This is a genomic window from Mycobacterium sp. PO1, from assembly GCF_017312405.1.
Taxonomy (GTDB): Bacteria; Actinomycetota; Actinomycetes; order Mycobacteriales; family Mycobacteriaceae; genus Mycobacterium.
Window position 1 is genome coordinate 45,869 of the sequence record NZ_BLTG01000014.1, and the last position, 18,418, is coordinate 64,286.

At 70.7% G+C, this 18,418-nt stretch carries 20 protein-coding genes; 6 read left to right on the forward strand and 14 right to left on the reverse strand.

The window, feature by feature from the left end; genetic code table 11:
• Positions 1-81 precede the first annotated feature (81 nt).
• The 4 genes from J3476_RS05910 to eccCb form a co-directional block, all read right to left on the reverse strand.
• Positions 82-378, reverse strand: coding sequence for a WXG100 family type VII secretion target (locus J3476_RS05910; RefSeq protein WP_207065576.1), 297 nt, complete (start codon positions 376-378; stop codon positions 82-84).
• Between the two features lie 13 nt (positions 379-391).
• Positions 392-733: a WXG100 family type VII secretion target gene (locus J3476_RS05915; protein ID WP_207065577.1), complete on the reverse strand. Its 342-nt coding sequence runs from the start codon at positions 731-733 to the stop codon at positions 392-394.
• An 86-nt stretch (positions 734-819) separates the two neighbouring features.
• Positions 820-1,923: a type VII secretion-associated protein gene (locus J3476_RS05920; RefSeq protein ID WP_207065578.1), complete on the reverse strand. Its 1,104-nt coding sequence runs from the start codon at positions 1,921-1,923 to the stop codon at positions 820-822.
• Positions 1,920-5,504: a type VII secretion protein EccCb gene (gene eccCb, locus J3476_RS05925; RefSeq protein ID WP_207065579.1), complete on the reverse strand. Its 3,585-nt coding sequence runs from the start codon at positions 5,502-5,504 to the stop codon at positions 1,920-1,922. Before eccCb ends, J3476_RS05920 begins: the two co-directional genes overlap by 4 nt.
• A gap of 95 nt (positions 5,505-5,599) precedes the next feature.
• Here eccCb and eccD point away from each other — a divergent pair, with 95 nt between their 5' ends.
• Both eccD and mycP read left to right on the forward strand, forming a co-directional pair.
• Entirely contained in the window at positions 5,600-6,949 is a 1,350-nt protein-coding gene (gene eccD, locus J3476_RS05930; protein WP_207065580.1) for a type VII secretion integral membrane protein EccD, read from the forward strand.
• A complete protein-coding gene (gene mycP, locus J3476_RS05935; RefSeq protein ID WP_286182642.1) occupies positions 6,946-8,250 on the forward strand; it encodes a type VII secretion-associated serine protease mycosin in 1,305 nt (434 codons plus the stop codon). The genes eccD and mycP overlap by 4 nt, the downstream gene beginning before the upstream one ends.
• Here the strand turns inward: mycP and eccB are convergent.
• Complete coding sequence (gene eccB, locus J3476_RS05940) at positions 8,215-9,585, reverse strand: type VII secretion protein EccB (protein WP_207065581.1); 1,371 nt, start codon at positions 9,583-9,585, stop codon at positions 8,215-8,217. The genes mycP and eccB overlap by 36 nt on opposite strands.
• A 42-nt stretch (positions 9,586-9,627) precedes the next feature.
• Complete coding sequence (locus J3476_RS05945; protein ID WP_207065635.1) at positions 9,628-10,179, reverse strand: CGNR zinc finger domain-containing protein; 552 nt, start codon at positions 10,177-10,179, stop codon at positions 9,628-9,630.
• 107 nt (positions 10,180-10,286) lie between these two features.
• Between J3476_RS05945 and J3476_RS05950 the strand changes: the two genes are divergently transcribed.
• The 4 genes from J3476_RS05950 to J3476_RS05965 all read left to right on the forward strand — a co-directional run bounded on the left by J3476_RS05950 (position 10,287) and on the right by J3476_RS05965 (position 13,461).
• The gene (locus J3476_RS05950; protein ID WP_207065582.1) at positions 10,287-11,345 is read left to right on the forward strand and encodes a DMT family transporter; all 1,059 of its coding nucleotides are present in this window, start codon (positions 10,287-10,289) and stop codon (positions 11,343-11,345) included.
• Between the two features lie 87 nt (positions 11,346-11,432).
• Complete coding sequence (locus tag J3476_RS05955) at positions 11,433-12,059, forward strand: cutinase family protein (protein WP_207065636.1); 627 nt, start codon at positions 11,433-11,435, stop codon at positions 12,057-12,059.
• Between the two features lie 36 nt (positions 12,060-12,095).
• Positions 12,096-12,761: a cutinase family protein gene (locus J3476_RS05960; RefSeq protein ID WP_286182644.1), complete on the forward strand. Its 666-nt coding sequence runs from the start codon at positions 12,096-12,098 to the stop codon at positions 12,759-12,761.
• A 97-nt stretch (positions 12,762-12,858) separates the two neighbouring features.
• Positions 12,859-13,461 (forward strand): cutinase family protein, encoded by a 603-nt coding sequence (locus J3476_RS05965; protein ID WP_207065638.1) that lies wholly within the window; start codon positions 12,859-12,861, stop codon positions 13,459-13,461.
• 4 nt (positions 13,462-13,465) lie between these two features.
• Here J3476_RS05965 and truA read toward each other — a convergent pair whose 3' ends face one another.
• From truA to infA, 8 genes are all read right to left on the reverse strand, one after another.
• Positions 13,466-14,422: a tRNA pseudouridine(38-40) synthase TruA gene (gene truA / locus J3476_RS05970; RefSeq protein WP_373889032.1), complete on the reverse strand. Its 957-nt coding sequence runs from the start codon at positions 14,420-14,422 to the stop codon at positions 13,466-13,468.
• A gap of 10 nt (positions 14,423-14,432) precedes the next feature.
• A complete protein-coding gene (gene rplQ / locus J3476_RS05975) occupies positions 14,433-15,074 on the reverse strand; it encodes a 50S ribosomal protein L17 (protein ID WP_207065584.1) in 642 nt (213 codons plus the stop codon).
• A gap of 97 nt (positions 15,075-15,171) precedes the next feature.
• Positions 15,172-16,236 carry a DNA-directed RNA polymerase subunit alpha gene (locus tag J3476_RS05980; RefSeq protein WP_207065585.1) on the reverse strand — a complete coding sequence of 355 codons (1,065 nt, stop codon included), beginning with the start codon at positions 16,234-16,236 and terminating at the stop codon, positions 15,172-15,174.
• 87 nt (positions 16,237-16,323) lie between these two features.
• Positions 16,324-16,929 (reverse strand): 30S ribosomal protein S4, encoded by a 606-nt coding sequence (gene rpsD, locus J3476_RS05985; RefSeq protein WP_152515775.1) that lies wholly within the window; start codon positions 16,927-16,929, stop codon positions 16,324-16,326.
• A gap of 20 nt (positions 16,930-16,949) precedes the next feature.
• Positions 16,950-17,369, reverse strand: coding sequence for a 30S ribosomal protein S11 (rpsK, locus tag J3476_RS05990; protein WP_152515774.1), 420 nt, complete (start codon positions 17,367-17,369; stop codon positions 16,950-16,952).
• Between the two features lie 6 nt (positions 17,370-17,375).
• On the reverse strand, positions 17,376-17,750 hold the full coding sequence (gene rpsM / locus J3476_RS05995) for a 30S ribosomal protein S13 (protein ID WP_152515773.1): 375 nt from the start codon (positions 17,748-17,750) through the stop codon (positions 17,376-17,378).
• Between the two features lie 155 nt (positions 17,751-17,905).
• A complete protein-coding gene (rpmJ, locus tag J3476_RS06000; RefSeq protein ID WP_003879483.1) occupies positions 17,906-18,019 on the reverse strand; it encodes a 50S ribosomal protein L36 in 114 nt (37 codons plus the stop codon).
• 94 nt (positions 18,020-18,113) lie between these two features.
• Positions 18,114-18,335 carry a translation initiation factor IF-1 gene (gene infA, locus J3476_RS06005; protein WP_003418601.1) on the reverse strand — a complete coding sequence of 74 codons (222 nt, stop codon included), beginning with the start codon at positions 18,333-18,335 and terminating at the stop codon, positions 18,114-18,116.
• Positions 18,336-18,418: the final 83 nt, after the last annotated feature.

The following is an 18,418-nucleotide window of genomic DNA, read 5'->3' on the forward strand; positions in this document are numbered from 1 at the left end:
AGACGCGTCTGAGGGTGTACTGCGCGGCCCCGGCCGGCTCCCCTCCGTGCCGAGGCCGCGCAGACTCTGGTGGGGCGGCGATCACCCGCCCCAGGCTCGGGCGGCGCTGCGGTCGGTGGCGGCGACGTCGTCGGCGCCGTCGCGGACCGCGTTGCCGAGGCTGATCAGGATGTCGTTGAGCGCCGCGGCGGCCTGCTCCCACCGGGCCTGTTCGACGCGGTAGGCCTCGGCCGCTTCGCGACTCCAGGTCGCCTGCAGCGGCGCGATCTGAGCGCGCAGGTCATCCAGTGCCGCGTTCAGCCGGGCAGAGGTGGCGTGGATCTCCTGGCGCACGGTGTACTCGATCTCACCGAAGTCGTAGGACAGTGTGGCGTTCATGGATGTGGGCTCCTCAGATCGTGGCGGCGACGGAGCCGATGCGGTCGGCGTGGCCGTCGGTGGTGGTCCGCAGGATGCGCTCGTTGTCCCGGATCGTCTCGGCGATCCGTTGCAGCGCGGCGTGCAGTTTCAGCGACTCGCCGTTCCAGCGCTCCATGACCTCACGGAACCGGGTGGCCGCGACCCCGCCCCACACCGAGGGCGGCACACTGCTCATCGCGGCGACGAACGACTGCAGCATCGCGCGGATCTCGTCGTTGCGGGCGTCGGTCTTCCCGGCGACCGCCAGCATCAGGTCGAAGTCGGTGGTGAGGGCAGATCCTGCAGATTGCGGGGGCGGTGGCGGGGTCGGCATCGCGATCCTTCCGGGTTCGGGCGGGTGATCTATGAGATTGGACGCGCCGAGGCGCCCGTTCGGTTCCGTGCCGTCGACGAAAACTTTCACCGCACCGCCCGCGCGGACCGCACCGCCTCCAGACAGGGCCCGGCGACGGCGTCGCGGTGTCCGGCGGCGCTCTGGCAGCCGATCGCGATACGCAGCGTGCCGTCGACGACGACGGCCCAGGTGATTTCGGTTCCGGCCCGGTGCTCGCGGTAGGTGACCGCCGGTCTGCCCGCGACTCGGGCGCCGGCGTCGAAATCGGAGAACACGCCGGGCGGCTCGGCTTCAAGGGCGCGTCTGAGCGACTCGCCCACCGGCTGCGCGGTGGGACCATCGGACTGAGTGACGTGCAGCGCCGTCGACCCACCAGGCGGACCGACGCGTACCCGAGCCGAGCCGGGGCCGTCGGTGAGGCGCTCGGCGACCCAGTCGGCGGGCACCCGCACGGCGGCGCGACCCTCCACCAGAATCGCTGTCGCGTCAACCTGTTCCGCCGGCCCATGCGCCAGAACCGCCCCGGTCGCCACGGTGACAGCCGCCCCGGCGAACAGCGCCGGCAGACGTCGACGACACCACGCCGCCGGCACCGGCCGGGGCGCGACGGTGCACGACCGTTCGGCGGCCGCTGCCACCCGGGCACGGTCGGTGAAGGACACGGGTGCGCCCCCGGCGCGAAGGCGTGCGGTGACCGCCGGGGCCGGCGGTGCCACGGCCGCGGGGACATCGACGATCACCTCGTTCGCACCCGCCAGAAGATCGACCAGAGCCTCGTCGTCGCGGCGAAGCACCGTGGGCGACACTCCGGGAGCGGCGATCACGACGAGCTCGCTGCTCAGTTCGACCACGGTGGCGCGGGCGTCCCCGCCGAGAAGCGCGGCCCGTCGCACCACCGTGACCGCGGCACCGAGACTTCGGGCGGCCGCGGTGAGCACCTCGACCCGCGCAACCGGCCACCAGGTGGGCACCACCACCGCCAGAGGTCCCCCGCTCCCGGCGGCTGCGGCGCCGAGCACGTCGCACCAGAGCCTGCCCACCGGCAGCGGTCGATCGTCCAGCAGCGTGGTCGTGTCGTCGATACAGTCGACGGCCTGTCGGCTCCGTTGCGGTGCAGCAGCTCCCGGACCTCTCACCGTCACCGGACCGACCTCGATCACCGCCGTCACGGTGGCGGCACCCAGCCGAGCTGGATCAGTTCGTCGGCTCGGCCCCGGACCAGCAAGGTGCCACGGCCCGGCGGTTGCAGCGTGGGCCGGGTGGAGCCGAGCAACACACCCTCGTCGGGGCCGGCGCTCATCATCAACCCCGAGCAGCCCATGTCGCGCAGCCGGGCCAGGACGGGATCGAACATCGCCCGCGCGGCGCCGCCGGAGCGGCGCGCGACGATCAGATGCAGCCCGAGGTCCTTGGCGTGGGGCAGGTAGTCGGCCAGCGGCGTCAGCGGGTTGCCGGTGGCGCCGGCGACGAGGTCGTAGTCGTCGACGACGACGAAGATGTCCGGCCCGTCCCACCAGGACCGGTCCCTGAGCTGCTGTTGGGTGACGGTCTCGTCCGGCATCCGAGCGTCCAGCTGGGCAGACAGCGTCGCCATGCGGGCCGACAGCGCCGGCCCTGACACCGAATAGCCGCCGAGATGGGCGGTTTCGACGACGCCGAGCAGGGTGCGCCGATAGTCCACGAGCTCGATGCGTGCGCTGCTGGGCTCTGCGGTGCGGATCAGTTCGGTGCACAGCAGCCGCAGCGCCGCGGTCTTGCCGCATTCACCGTCACCGAGGACCAGCAGATGTGGGTGTCGGTCGAAATCTATGGTGATGGGCGCGAGCTCACGTTCACCGAGACCGAGCACCACGTCGCCGCGGCGGTCGATCCGGTGGTGGGGAATCAGCGCCGGCAGCACCTCGACGGGCCGGGCCCGGCCGGTGTCGGACGGTCGGCGCACCGCGGTTGCGTCGGGCAGGGCGAGCAGCATCTCCTTTCCGTCGCGGGTCAGGCCGCGTCCGGGCGGTCGGGTGGTGAGTTCGCGGGCGCGCCGCCGGTCCATCTCCGAATCGGCCGGGTCACCCAGCCTGAGCTCGATCCGGGTGCCGATCTGGTCTTTGAGCGCCGGGCGGAAATCCGCCCAGCGCGCCGTCGAGAGCATGACGTGCACGCCGAAGGCCAACCCCTGTGCGGCGATTGCGGTGATCGCCGAGTCGAGGCCGTCGAACTCCTGGCGCAGCACCGCCCAGCCGTCGACCACGAGGAACACGTCGCCGTAGGGGTCGTCGACACTGTCCGGCTCGGCCGCGGCGCGGCGGCGGTACTCGGCGAACGACGTGAGGCCGAGCCTGCGCATCGCCGATTCCCGCGCTCGCAGCAGGGATTCCAGCACCGCGACGGTGCGCCGGCACAGGTCGGCCTCGGCGCGGGTGGCGACCGAGCCGACGTGCGGCAGCCCTGCCACCGCGCCCAGCGCGCCCCCGCCGAAATCGAGGCAGTAGAACTGCATCTGAGCCGCATCGTGGGTCGCGGCCAGCGCGGTGATCACCGTCGCGAGCGCCGTCGACTTGCCCGAGCGCGGCGCACCGACAACGGCGACATGACCGGTCGCCCCGGACACGTCGACGAGCAGCGGATCGTATCGCTGCTCGAACGGGGAGTCGACGATGCCGACGGGCGCCCGCAGGGGCGCGGCGGGGGTCGCGGCCAGCAGCGCCGGTAGTGGCGGCGCCCGATGCAGCGGCGGCAACCAGATGCGGTGCGCGGCCGGTCCGCGTCCGGCCAGCGCGTGCAGCACCACCTCCAGCAGCGGCCGCGACGAGTTGGCCGATGCCGGGGCGGGAGGTGACGCGGTGTCGGCCAGGGTGAACCGCCGCACCGCGACAGGCCCCTCTCGACGAACCACGGACAGGTGCGGACCGGAGACGAACGCGGTGTGGAACCGGGTCAGCCGGCCGTCGGCGGTCTTGAGATAGCCGGCTCCGGGATCCGGTGGCAGGTGGTGGGCGTCGGCGATACCGATGACCGCCCGGGATTCTGCGGCCGAGAACGTCTTCAGGCAGATCCGGTAGGACAGGTGGGTCTCCAGTCCGCGCAACCTGCCCTCGTCGAGGCGCTGGCTGGCGAGCAGCAGGTGCATGCCCAACGAGCGGCCCAGCCGCCCGATCGCGACGAACACGTCGATGAAGTCGGGATGCTGGCTGAGCAGTTCGGAGAATTCGTCGACGACGATGAACAGTGCAGGCAGCGCCGCCATGGACCGATCGCGCTCCCACATTCGCTGGTACTGGCCGATGTCGGTGGCGTTGCCGGCCGCCCGAAGGAGTTCCTGGCGCCGATTGATCTCCCCGGTCAGTGCGTCGCGCATCCTGGCCACCAGTGGCGCCTCGTCGGCGAGGTTGGTGATGACAGCGGAGACGTGTTGGACGGTGTCCATCCCCAGAAATGTTGCGCCACCTTTGAAGTCGATCAACACGAGGTTGAGGGACTCGGGTGAGTGGGCGGCGATCATGCCCAGGGCCAGTGTCCGCAGGAATTCCGACTTGCCGGATCCGGTGGCGCCGACACACAGTCCGTGCGGCCCCATGCCTCCTGCGGCGGCCTCCTTGATGTCGAGATGCAGCGGCGCGCCGTCGGCGGCCACTCCGATCGGCGCGGTCAACCTCGCGCCCCACACCTGGTCCACGTCGATCCCCGCCGGATCCTCGATGCCCATCAGCGCCGGCCAGTCCGGCGCCCGACCCGCCCCCGCCTGCCGGCCCGGGGCCGCATCGGCACTCCCGGCGATCCGCCGCGCGCAGGCGGTGGCGTCGGGTAACGCCAGCACGTCGAGCGCCACCTGGTACACCACCCCGTCGACGCGGATCGTCGGCGCGGCCGCCGGCTCTGTGGCATGCAGGACGACAACGGTGCAGCCCGGCGCGGCCGGCGGCTCCGCTGCACCGTCGACGAGGAGCACCCGGTGTGACGCCGCATCGGGGTCGCGGGTGTGCGGCAACCATTTCAGCCAGTCCCAGTGCGGCGCCGCCGCGTCGTCGAGCAGGGCGGTGACACCGAGATCGTGGGGTGCGTGCAGCATCGCCAACTGGCACAGCAGCGCACGCGCGACCGATCGTGCCGCCGCCGGCTCACCCTCGACCGACATGCTCCGGCTGTCGTTCAGCCGCAACAGGACCGGAACACCCCTGCTCAGCGACCACCGACGCACCAGCTCGTGCACCGCGGCGACGGTGACGGGGTCGGCCGCGCCGGCAGGCGGGGTCCGCGGCGCCACCACGGTGGTGGCGCAAGGCCCCTCGCCCACCCCGATCCGGGCGGTCAGGTGATCGGGGTGCGCCGGGCCCCGCTCCCACATCCGGTCGCCACCGGCCAGGTTCCAGAGCGCCGCGGGTTCCGGGTGGGCCCGATGCAGGCGGCGGTGTTCCTGGTCGGCCGACTCCGCCAGTGTGGCGTGCACGGTGTCGAGGTAGCGCAGGTATTCGGCCCGCTGGGCATTGATCTCGGCGCCCCGGCCCGCTCCCCTGGCACCGTAGACGAGGGTGCCGACGAGGGACACGGCCATCATGACCGGGAAGAGCAGGAAGGTCGGGCTGCGCGGTGCACCCGAGGTCAGATACACCGCGCTCATACCCGCGACGGCGACGATCATCACGACCGGCAGCAGTCTGGCCATCGGGTTGGGTGGTGGTGTCCGCGGCACCTCCGGCGGAGGGTCGATCACGAGTTGGCCTGGCGGCGGCCGGGACCGCGGCGTTTCGGTGTGCTCCATCATCTGAATAGACGCATCGAGGCATTAGCGGGTTCCATCCACAGGCGGACGAAGATCTGCGCGACGCCGGGTTGCACCCGAGTTACGTTGATGCCGTGACGGATACGTTGCGCCGGGTGACCGTTCACGCCGCCGGGCCGCGCGGATGGTCGCAGGCCGATCTGATGCTGCCCACCGGTTGTCCGCTGGGCTCGATGATGCCCGAGATCGTCGACGCCGTCGTCGGGCCCGCCGAACCCGGCGGCCCCAGCTCGGCATCGCCACCGCTGGGGTGGTACGCGTCCCGATTGGCCGGCCAGCGCCTGGACCCGTCGCTGACCCTGCACGAGAGCGGCATCGCCGACGGCGAGCTGATCCTCCTGTCGACGACCGAACCGCCGACGCCTCAACGGGTTCCCGGCGACGGGTGTGCCGCAGTACTCACCGCCGCGGACGGTTCCACCACCGGCTGGAGCCGCGCCGGGTCCTGGGTCGGCCTGACGGGATGCCTGGCCGCCGCAGCGACCCTGGCATGGTCGGGGGCGCAGACGCCGGCCCCGGGCCCCTTGTGGGTCGCGGCGGTACTGGCGCTGTCCAGCTCGGCGGCCGCCCTGGCCGTGCGACGAACCGCACACGCGGCGACGACGCCTGCCGGCCTTGCCGCAGTGGCATTCGCCGCCGCCGCGGGATTCCTGGCCGTCCCGGATCCACCTGCGCCGGCAGCGCTGCTGCTGACCGCCTCGGCGGCACTGGTGATGTCGACGTCGATGGCGCGCAGCGCATGTCGCGACAGTGTCGCCCTCGGTGCGGTCGTCACCGCTGCCGCCGGCGTGGTGGCGGTTGCGGCAGTGTGCACGCTGAGCTCGCCGAGGATTGCGGTGGCGGGCTCGCTGCTGGCGGTCACCGCGGTGGTCGTGTTGTCGGTGGCGCCCAAACTCGCCATCACCGTTGCCGGAATCGGCCCTTCCCACAGCGTGGTCGACGAGAAGCGATCGGCGGATGCGCACCGGCTGTTGACCAGTGTGGTCACCGGTTCGGCGGGGACCGCGGCCCTGGCTGTCGCCCTGGTCGCGCTCGACGCCGCGCGGTCCCCGGAGGCGACGCTTCCCGTGCGCCTCGCGGCGGTGCTGCTCGCGGTCGACATCGGACTGGTGTTGTCGCTGCGCCAGCGTGTGCACTCCGACGGCCGACGCCGTATCGCGTTGGGCTTCGCCGCAATGGCCGCGCTGGCGACCGCCCTCGCGGGCGCAGCGGTCACCGCACCGGCGCAGGCGTACTGGATCGCCGGGGTCACCGGGGCAGCGGGCCTGGCTGTCATCGGTGTGCGCCGTGGGGATGAGATCGCCAATCCTGTTCTGCGTCAGTCGGTCAACGTGCTGGACTATCTGTCCGCGGCGGCGGTGGTGCCGCTGGCGGCGTGGGCGGGCGGCCTGTATGACGTAGCGCGCAACCTGGGCTTGCCGTGAGGTCGCCCAGGACTCTGGCCGCCGCGACGCTGGTCGCCGCCGCGGTGTGGGCCCCACCCTCCGCGTCCGCGGTCACCCCGCCGCCGGTGGACGAGAATCTCCTGCCGGCACCGGCTCCGCCGGGTCCGCCGCAGCCCACCACCCGGTTCGGCGACTGTGTCACCGCCGATCCGACGGCGTCGGACACCGGCGGCCGGCCGGGCCAGGTCGCCGGACAGGATCTGCGCGCGGTGTGGGCGTTGACCAGAGGAGCGGGCCAGACCGTCGCCGTGATCGACACCGGGGTGGCCCGGCACCGACGTCTGCCGCACCTGCGCGCCGGCGGCGACTACGTCTCGAGCGGTGACGGCACCGACGATTGCGACGGGCACGGCACCGCGGTCGCCGCGATCATCGGGGCGGCGCCCGACCCCACCGGGAACGGGTTCACCGGCATCGCCCCAGATGTCTCGATCATGGCGATCCGCCAGTCCAGCAACAAGTTCCGGGCCGACACCGATCCGGCCGGTTCGGGTTACGGCGATGTGGCCACGCTGGCAGCCGCGGTGCGGACCGCCGCCGACCTGGGTGCGACCGTCATCAACATCTCATCGGTGGCCTGCCTGCCGGCCGGCGCCGGCCTCGACGACCGCGCGCTCGGCGCTGCGCTCGCGTACGCCGTCGACGTCAAGAACGTCGTCGTGGTGACCGCGGCCGGCAACACCGACGGGCCGGGTCAGTGCCCGGCAGGCAACCCGGACGCCTCGAGCGACTGGGCCGACGTCGCCGTCGTGGCGAGCCCGGCCTGGTACGACGACTTCGTGCTGACCGTCGCCTCGGTCGGGCCGGGCGGCGTCGCCTCGCCGTTCACGCTTGCCGGGCCGTGGGTCGACGTCGCCGCGCCCGGCGAGGACATCGTGTCGCTGGCCGCGGCCGGTGAGGACACGGTGCGGGTCACGGGCACGAGTTACGCCGCACCGACGGTGAGCGCGGTCGCCGCGCTGGTGCGGGCCCGCTTTCCCGAACTGACCGCACGCCAGGTCATGCGCCGTATCGAGGACACCGCACGCCATCCCGGCGCCGGCTGGAACGCCGAGGTGGGCCACGGCCTGGTCGACGCGCTGGCAGCGGTCAGCGGCGGATCATCGCCGCGCCCGACGCCGTCGACAGAGCCCCTCACCCTCACACCGGCGGCGCCGGTCACCGATACCGGCGCCCGGGATACCGCGCTGCGGGCAGCGGTAATCTGCGTGGCGCTCAGCGTGGCCGTCGCCGCGGGTGCCCGGTCACGGCGACGCCGCGACCCCGTCCCGGGCGACTGAGGCCGCCGCCCGGCTGAGGTCCGGTCCGGCGGGCAGCGCAGCCAGCACCGGCCAGGGGGCGGGCACCGGCGGGTCGGGCAGACCCAGTGCCGCCGCGGCGTCGGCGTCGGGGACGCCGTATCGCACCCCGGCGTCGCTGACGAGGAACGTGGGTCCGGCTTGGTGTGCGTCGCCGCTGAGTCCGACGGAACGGACATAGCTGCCATGACCCGCCGGGATCGCCACCGCGTCCAGCGCCGGACCGCCACCATCGGCTTGTGCGAGAGGCAGCGAGGTGTGGCCTGCCGCCGGCTCGGCACCTGTGAGCAGCGCAGTGTGCGGTTCGGCGTCGGCGTCCCAGCGCGCACACACGACGGGATCGGCGCTGACACCGGCACGCTGTGGAAAGGTGGTGACGGGCAAGCTGTCGACCACCGGCAGGGCACCGATGCGGTCGGCGCCCACGGCAGGGATCTCCCGGGCCGCCCGGGCGTCGGTGTAGCGGATGAGATCGGCGGCGACCTGCCCGACGCGCTGGACGCCGCCGGCGAGGACGACGAACAGCTCGTCGGAGGCGGGCGTAGCGCCGGGCACCCTCAGCACGGTGCCGGCCGCCATGCCCGGCAGCGCGGAGCGACCGGAGGGGATGTGTGGCGGCACGATCGCCGGTGCCTCCGGAATGGCAGCCAGCAGCAGCGGGGACACCGGCTGCGGCACGAGTCCGTCGAGCCGCAGGGCGCGAACCACGGCGGGATGGCGCAGGTCGACACGTGCGCGCCAGGCGCCGTACAGCAGGTAGGTGGGGGCGGCGGGTTCGCCGCGCGCGGTGACCAACACGCTGCGCCCCTCGGTCAGGTCCCGGGGCGCTGCTCCGGCGATGACGGTGGTGAGCTCGGAACGGGCGTCATCGCACACCGTCCACCGACCGTCGGCCACCGGCGGCGCAACGTGCGGTGGGGCGCCGGGAACGCCGACCATGGGTCCACGCAATGCGCGGTCGACCGCCTGCTGCGAGACGATCCGGGGTTCTGCAGGGGAACCGATGATCAACCGGGCCGAGGCGAGGTTGAACACCGGGTGCACGCGGTCGTCGATGCGCACGTACAACGCGCCGCTGTCCCGGACCAGCATTATCGGTGCGTCGCCGAGATCCCCGGCCGGTCGTAGGAATGCCGGCACGGCCGCGACCGCGACGGCCACCACCGCGAGCACCGCCCCGATGACCAACGAGATCGACTGAGCGGCAAGCGGATCGTCGAGCATCCGGGCGTCGCCGCGCACCAGCGCATGTGCGGTGCGCCGCATCAGGAACCGGTGTCCGCTGATCTGTAGCCGTGTGGTCGGTTGTCGTCTCATGAGCCCCTTGGTGAGCGTAACCACGGCCGGGGCGGGCTCAGATCACTTGTTGGAGCGGCGCTCCCGGTAGGCGGCGACATGTTGGCGGTTGCCGCAGTTGCCCGTGTCGCAGAACTTGCCGGACCGGTTGCGTGACAGGTCGACCAGCACCGCTTCACAGTCGGGGGCGGCACAGATCTTGAGGCGGCGCAGCTCCCCCGACCGGATCAGGTCCGCCAGCGCCATCGCCATCTCGGCACCCATCCGTTGCCACAGCGGATCGTGGATCGACGCCAGGTGCAGGTGCCACTCGGGCATCTCGGGATGGCGGGTCAACCACGGCGCCGCCCGGGTGTCGGAGAGCAGCGCGTTCACTCCCCCGACGGCGCGGGCCTCGTCGTCGGCGGCCTCCCAGATCCGGCCGAGCCGGTCACGCAGCCGGTGGACGGCAGCCAACTCGGCAGCGTCGTGGTCGCGCCGGCCCGTCCAGCCGAAGCTGTCGAGATACTCGTCGAGCGCGGCGAGATCGCCCAGCCGTTCACCGTCGACCCGGTCGCTGTTGATCAGGACAGCCACGGCGCGCAGCGTGTGCTCGGTGTCATGATTGAAAAGCATTTGACTCATGACCTCCTCCGCCAGTACTGTCATGACCGAAGCTCATTTTACTCCTTACATCCAGCCCGCGTAGGCGGGCTACCTGGCCTTTCTCTGGAGGTGGAACCATGGCCGCCGATCTGACGCAGTCCTCGCCGCGCGCCGGCGCCACCCAGGCGCACCAGTTCCAGATGGGTCTACTCTTCGCCATCGGCTCCGCGCTCGCCTTCGGATCGTCCGGACCGTTCGCGAAATCACTGATGGAAGCCGGGTGGAGCCCCACCGGTGCCGTCACCGCCCGGCTGGCCGGCGGCGCGCTGGCCATGGCCGTGTTCGCCTCGTTCGTGCGGCCGGGATGGCTCACCGAGGCGCGGGCCCATGCCCGCACCGTGGTGCTCTACGGGTTGGTGCCCATCGCCGGCGCCCAGCTGTTCTACTACAACGCCGTGGCCCACCTGTCGGTCGGCGTGGCGCTGCTTCTCGAGTACACCGCGCCGATCCTGGTGGTCGGTTGGCTGTGGGCCACCACGCGTCGGCGCCCCACCAACCTGACACTGGGCGGTGTGGTCCTCGCCGTCGCGGGCATCATGCTGGTGCTCGGCGTCGTCGGGCCGAACGGGGTTTCCGGTGCCGACATCAACCTCGTCGGCGTCGGGTTCGGGTTGGCCGCCGCGGTGTGCGCGGCGTGCTACTTCCTCTGGTCGGACACCTCGCGGACCGCCAAGCCCGGCGCCGGGGACGCGGCGCCGCTGCACCCGATCACGCTGGCCGCCGCCGGCCTCGTCGTCGGCGCGGCGGCGGTCGCCGCGCTGGGGGCCACGGGGGTGATGCCGCTGGCCTTCGCCGCCAACGACGCCGTGATCGCCGGAATGACCACGTCGTGGATCGTGCCGGTCGTCGCCCTGGGGCTGATTCCCACCGCGATCGCCTACACCCTGGGCATCGTCGGCATCGCCAAGCTGCAGCCTCGCTTCGCCTCCCTGGTCGGGCTCTCCGAGGTGATGTTCGCCGTGCTCGCCGCCTGGCTGCTGCTCGGCGAGGCGATCACCGGCACCCAGGCCATCGGCGGCGCCATCGTGTTGGCCGGACTCGCGCTCGCGCGGGCGGGCGACCGCGGCGAGGCGTTGGGTCTCGACGACACGGTGACGTGGCCCGATGCGCCCGCAGCCCCGGAGGCGTTGCGCTAGTACGGGCGGCCGATAGCCCGGCTAGCTATCATCGCGAGGGTGACCTCCGATCTTGATGCCCGGCCCACCCGACCGATCACCCGGCTGATGTCGGTGTGCGCCGCGGCGCTCGTCGCGGCCACCGCCGTCGTCCTCGGCCCGGGCGCCACCACGGCGCAGGCCCAGGGCTGTCCCGACATCGAGGTGATCTTCGCGCGCGGCACCGACGACACACCCGGCCTGGGCCGCGTCGGCGCAGCGTTCGTCGACTCGCTGCGCGGCAAGGTCGGCGGTCGGTCGGTCAACGCGTACGCGGTCAACTATCCGGCCAGCTTCGACTTCCTCGCCGCGGCCGGTGGGGCCAACGACGCCAGCAGGCAGGTCCAGTTCATGATGGCCAACTGCCCCGGCACCCGGATGGTGCTCGGCGGCTACTCGCAGGGTGCGGCGGTCATCGACATCATCGCCGCCGTGCCGTTCCCCGCGGTCGGGTTCACCAACCCACTGCCGCCCAACGCTCCCGACTTCGTCGCGGCTGTCGCCGTGTTCGGTAACCCGACCGCGAAGGTCGGCCTGCCGATGACAGCCAGCCCGGTCTGGGGAACGCGGGCGATCGACCTGTGCACGGTCGGCGACCCGGTGTGCTCGGACGGTGACAGCGTCCCGGCCCACAGCGCCTACGTGTCCAGCGGACTGACCAACGAGGCTGCGTCGTTCGTCGCCGGTCTCGTCTGACTTCGGACGTCTGACCGGCATACGCTACGGTGTCTTGTGCTTTCCCACCGATTCGTCCGCCGCGTCCTGGCGGCGACCGCCGCCGCGGTGTTCCCGGTGGCGGCGACAGTCCTCTCGCCTGCCACGGCGTCCGCGCAGCCCTGCCCGGACGTCGAGGTGGTGTTCGCGCGCGGGACCAGCGAAGCGCCAGGGGTCGGACGAGTCGGGCAGGCGCTGGCAGATTCGCTGCGCGCACAGCTCGGCGGGCGCACCGTCGGCACCTACGGAGTGAACTATCCGGCGACGTATGACTTCCTCAACGCCGCGGGCGGCGCCACCGATGCCGAGAACCGCATTGCGCTGATGGCCCAGCAGTGCCCCGGCACCCGCATCGTGCTCGGCGGCTACTCCCAAGGTGCCGCGGTGGTCGACATGCTCGCCGGGGTGCCTCCGCTGGGCAACCGCATCGGCACTATCGGCTCGGCGCCCCCGTTGGCGGGCAGCCTGAACGGCAACGTCGCGGCGGTGGCGGTGTTCGGCAACCCGGCGACCAAGTTCGGCAATCCGGTCTCGGCCACGGGCTCGTTCGCGGGCAAGGCCATCGACCTGTGCGCCGACGGCGACCCGATCTGCTCGGACGGCCGCAACCCGTTCGCCCACACCCGCTATGAGACCCCCGAGTTCATCGGACCGGCGGCGGGCTTCGTCGCGGGAAGGGTCTGACCGCCTGCCCGCTTTCACCTTCGCCGTTAATATCGGGCAGGTGATCGTTGCTCTGGCCCGGCGATGCCGAGCCCTGTTCCTCGTACTGACCGTGCTGATGCCGGCCGTCGTGGCGTTGGCCCCCGGTGCCGCGGCCCAGTCCTGCCCGCAGGCCGAACTGATCTTCGCGCGGGGCCGCGTCGAACCGGCGGGCGCCGGGCAGATCGGCAGCGCGTTGATCGGTGCGCTGCGGCAGAAGACCGGCATGGACATCGACCTGTATTCGGTCAATTATCCCGCCGACACCGAGATCGACATCGGCGCCAACGACATGAGCCGGCGCATCCAGTACATGATGGACAACTGCTCGGACACCCGGCTGGTGCTCGGCGGCTACTCGTTGGGCGCGGCCGTCACCGACGTGGTCCTCGCCGTGCCGATCGCAGCGTTCGGATTCCGCAACCCGCTGCCGGCCGGGGCCGACCGGCACATCGCCGCGGTGGCGTTGTTCGGCAACGGCATCGCCTGGGTCGGGCCGATCTCCAACTTCAATCCGCTCTACAGTGACCGGACCATCGAGCTGTGTCACGGCGACGACCCGATCTGCAACCCCACCGATCCGGAGAACTGGCAGGACTACTGGGCTGACCACCTCGCTCCGGCCTACATCAACGCCGGCATGGTCAACCAGGCCGCCGACTTCGTCGCGGGCCGGCTCTGAGCGGTCAGCCGACCTCGTCGGACGTGCGCATGTCCCGGGTGACCCGGTTGCGCTCGGCCAGTTCGGCGTCGGGCGGGTAATCCACCGACACCAGGGTCAGGCCCCGGGCCGGGGCGGCCGCGAAGTCACTGGACCTCGCCGTCGCGGTCAGCAGTCGCGCACACCATCGGGAGTCGCGGCGCTGCTCCCCCACCGCGAGCAACGCTCCGACCAGTGAACGGACCATGTTCCAGCAGAACGCGTCGGCGCTGACCTGCACGCTCACCCGGTCGCCGTCGGCGGTCACGTCCAGCCGCTGCAGCTCCCGAATCGTCGTCGCCCCGTCGCGGTGCCGACAGAACGCGGCGAAGTCGTGCAGGCCCAGCAGCGCGGTGGAGGCGTCAGCCATCGCGGCCACGTCCAGCGGACGCGGCCAGGGGGTCACGAACCGCGCCTCGTGCGGATCGGCGCCGTACCGCGCCGTCGTCAGACGGTAGACGTAGTGACGCCGCAGCGCCGAGAACCGTGCATCGAATCCGGTCGCGGCGCGAGTGATGTCCCGCACCCGGAGGTCCTCGGGCAACATCCGGGCGAGGCGGCGCACCAGCGGCCCGAACTCGGCTTCACCGGCACGCACCGTCCGCGGATAGGCGTGCGACACCACTGTCGACGGGATATCGGCATGGGCGACCTGGCCGGCGGCGTGCACGCCGGCGTCGGTGCGTCCCGCCGCTCTGGTGACGACCGGCACCCGGAAGATCGTCGACAGGGCCTCGTCGAGCACTCCGGCCACCGTGCGCTGCCCGGCCTGCGTCGCCCAGCCGGCGAAGTCCGTTCCGTCGTAAGCGATGTCGAGACGCAGACGGGTCTCGTCACTCGACGAAGGAGGAGCACCCGCACGCGAGGAGGAAAAGGGAGACCCCGCACGCGAGGAGGGAAACGGAACAAGCCCGCCACCGGTGTCGATGGCGGGCTTGTTCACAGCAGAATCGCTAGGACTTCTTGTCATCCTCGTCGGCTGCCTCGGCGGCCTCTTCCGTCGCGACGGCCTCGGCCTCGGAGGCCTGCGCCTCCTCGATCGCGGCGTCCTCGGCCTTGATCTCGTCCACCGTCTCCTCGACCGACTCGTCCTCTGTGGTCGGCCCCTCGGCGGCTTCCGGCTCGACAGCAGCCTGCGGCGCAGCGGCGGCGGCGACCTTCTGGGCGCCGGCTGAGCCCGACTCGATGTCGCCGCCGGAGCGGCTCCGGCGGGCCCGGTCGGCCTCCGACGTCACCGTCTTCTCCCGCACCAGTTCGATGACCGCCATCGGGGCGTTGTCGCCCTTGCGGTTCTCGACCTTGACGATGCGGGTGTAGCCGCCGTTGCGATCCGCGTAGAACGGACCGATCTCGGCGAACAGGATGTGCACGACGTCCTTGTCGCGGATCTTCTTCATCACCTCACGCCGGTTGTGCAGCGTGCCCTTCTTGGCGTGGGTGATGAGCTTTTCCGCATACGGCCGCAGCGCCCGGGCCTTCGGCTCGGTGGTCTTGATGCGGCCGTGCTCGAACAGCGACGTGGCCAGGTTGGCCAGCAGCGCCTTCTGGTGCGAGGACGACCCGCCGAGGCGAGGACCCTTGGTGGGTTTGGGCATTGCGACTATCTCCTAAATGGGGCCGGCCCCCGTATCAGGTAGGACCGGGACGGTTTTTCTTCAGAGCCGGTGGGCTCAGAGCTGTTCGGTTTCGCGCCTAGAGCTGTTCGGTCTCGGCGTAGTCCTGGTTGTCGTCGGCCTCGTAGCCCGAGTCGTAGCCGGCGTCGCTGTTCCACGTGCCGGTGGCGACGTCGTAGCCGGCGACCTCGGACGGGTCGAAGCTGGCCGGGCTGTCCTTGAGCGACAGACCCAGCTGGTGCAGCTTGATCTTCACCTCGTCGATCGACTTCTGGCCGAAGTTGCGGATGTCCAGCAGGTCGGACTCCGTGCGGGCCACGAGCTCGCCCACGGTGTGCACACCCTCGCGCTTGAGGCAGTTGTACGAGCGCACGGTCAGGTCGAGGTCGTCGATCGGCAGCGCGAAGCTGGCGATGTGGTCGGCCTCGGCCGGTGACGGACCGATCTCGATGCCCTCGGCCTCGGTGTTGAGTTCCCGTGCCAGACCGAACAATTCGACCAGCGTCTTACCCGCCGAGGCGAGCGCGTCGCGCGGGCTGATCGAGTTCTTGGTCTCGACGTCGAGGATCAGCTTGTCGAAGTCGGTGCGCTGCTCGACGCGGGTCGCCTCGACCTTGTAGGTGACCTTGAGCACCGGCGAGTAGATGGAATCGACCGGGATACGGCCGATCTCGGCGCCGGAAGCCTTGTTCTGCACGGCAGGCACGTAGCCGCGGCCGCGCTCGACGACGAGCTCGACCTCGAGCTTGCCCTTGTCGTTGAGGGTGGCGATGTGCATGTCCGGGTTGTGCACGGTGACACCGGCCGGCGGGACGATGTCGCCCGCGGTGACCTCACCGGGTCCCTGCTTGCGCAGGTACATGGTGACCGGCTCGTCCTCCTCGGAGGACACCACCAGGCTCTTGAGGTTCAGGATGATGTCGGTGACGTCTTCCTTCACCCCGGGGACGGTGGTGAATTCGTGCAGCACGCCGTCGATGCGGATGCTGGTGACGGCTGCGCCCGGGATCGACGACAGCAACGTGCGCCGCAGCGAGTTGCCCAGGGTGTAACCGAATCCCGGCTCGAGGGGCTCGATGACGAACTGCGAGCGGTTCTCGGCGACGGTCTCTTCGCTGAGGGTGGGACGCTGAGAGATCAGCATGGTGTTTCTCTTCTCCTTCTCGGCAACCGCTATTTGATGCCGTTAGGTGTTTCCGGGGCGGCGGATGCCGCCCCGGAACAGTGAGCGCTACTTCGAGTAGAGCTCGACGATCAGCTGCTCGGTGAGCGGAACATCGATCTGCGCGCGCTCGGGCAGCTGGTGCACGAGGATGCGCTGACGCTCGCCGACGACCTGCAGCCAGCCCGGGATGGGACGCTCGCCGGCGGTCTGGCGGGCGACCTCGAAGGGCAGGGTGTTGATCGACTTGTCCTTGATGTCGATGATGTCGTACTGCGCGACCCGGTAGCTGGGGATGTCGACCTTCACGCCGTTGACGGTGAAGTGGCCGTGGCTGACCAGCTGACGCGCCATCCGGCGGGTCCGGGCCAGGCCGGCACGGTAGACGACGTTGTCGAGCCGGCTCTCCAGGATGCGCAGCAGGTTGTCACCGGTCTTGCCGGGGAGGCGGTTGGCCTCCTCGTAGTAGCGACGGAACTGCTTCTCCATCACGCCGTAGGTGAAGCGGGCCTTCTGCTTCTCCTGCAGCTGCTGGCGGTACTCGCTCTCCTTGATCCGCGCACGGCCGTGCTGGCCGGGCGGGTAAGGGCGCTTCTCGAAGGACTGATCTCCACCGACGAGGTCGACGCCGAGGCGGCGCGACTTGCGGGTGACGGGTCCGGTGTAACGAGCCATGTGTTTCTAACTCCTCTTCCCTAGACCCGGCGCCGCTTGGGCGGACGGCAGCCGTTGTGCGGCTGCGGGGTGACATCGGAAATTGCGCCGACCTCGAGACCGGCGGCCTGCAACGAACGGATCGCGGTCTCGCGGCCCGAACCCGGGCCCTTGACGAAGACGTCGACCTTCTTCACGCCGTGCTCCTGCGCCTTGCGGGCCGCGTTCTCGGCGGCCAGCTGCGCGGCGAACGGTGTCGACTTGCGCGACCCCTTGAAGCCGACGTGCCCCGACGACGCCCAGGCGATGACGTTGCCCTGCGGGTCGGTGATCGAGACGATCGTGTTGTTGAACGTGCTCTTGATGTGCGCGGCGCCGTGCGGGACGTTCTTCTTTTCCCTGCGGCGGGTGGTCTTACCCCGCTTACCGGCGGTACCCGCGGCCTTCTTCTGTGGTGGCATGTCTGATTACCTGGCCTTCTTCTTGCCGGCGATGGTGCGCTTGGGACCCTTGCGGGTGCGCGCGTTGGTCTTGGTCCGCTGGCCGCGCACCGGCAGGCCGCGGCGGTGCCGCAGGCCCTGGTAGCAGCCGATCTCGATCTTGCGACGGATGTCGGCCTGCACCTCGCGGCGCAGGTCACCCTCCACCTTGAGGTTGCCCTCGATGTAGTCGCGCAGCTGGGTCACCTGGTCGTCGGTGAGGTCTTTGGTGCGCAGTTCGCGGCTGATGCCGGTGGCGTCCAGGATCTCCTGCGACCGGGTGCGGCCGACGCCGTAGATGTAGGTCAGTGCGACCTCCATGCGCTTGTCGCGCGGGAGGTCAACGCCCATTAGTCGGGCCATGTGTGCCATTCCTCGTTCTCTGCGGAGGTCTTGTCCCAGCCCGTTCCCCGTGTGGGGTCCGGCCTCCGTGCCGGACGTGTGTCGAGGGCCCTATGCCCTCAGTGGTGCTGGGATTTCTGCATTCAGTTGTGGGTGCTGCTCAGCTGGTCTGCTGTCTAGCCCTGCCGCTGCTTGTGGCGGGGATCGGAGCAGATCACCATGACCCGCCCATGCCGGCGGATCACCCTGCACTTGTCGCAGATCGGCTTGACGCTCGGGTTCACCTTCACGGCTCGTTCGATCCTTCTCTTGCTTCGGTCGGGGTGGTTGTGCGTGTGCGACGGACGCGTGCGCTCGGTTGTCGATCCCTCGCGCGAGCGATCGTCACTTGTAGCGGTACACGATGCGGCCGCGGGACAGGTCGTAGGGAGACAACTCCACCACGACGCGGTCCTCCGGGAGGATGCGGATGTAGTGCTGCCGCATCTTTCCGCTGATGTGGGCGAGGACCTTGTGTCCGTTCTCCAGCTCAATGCGGAACATCGCATTGGGCAGAGGTTCGACAACACGGCCCTCGACCTCTATGGCACCGTCTTTCTTGGCCATACTCTGTAGCGATCCTTGCTTTCGTTTCGTATCGGCTTGTTGGCCTGCTCAGCCTCATCGGCCTGGTCAGCACAGCCTTCGGT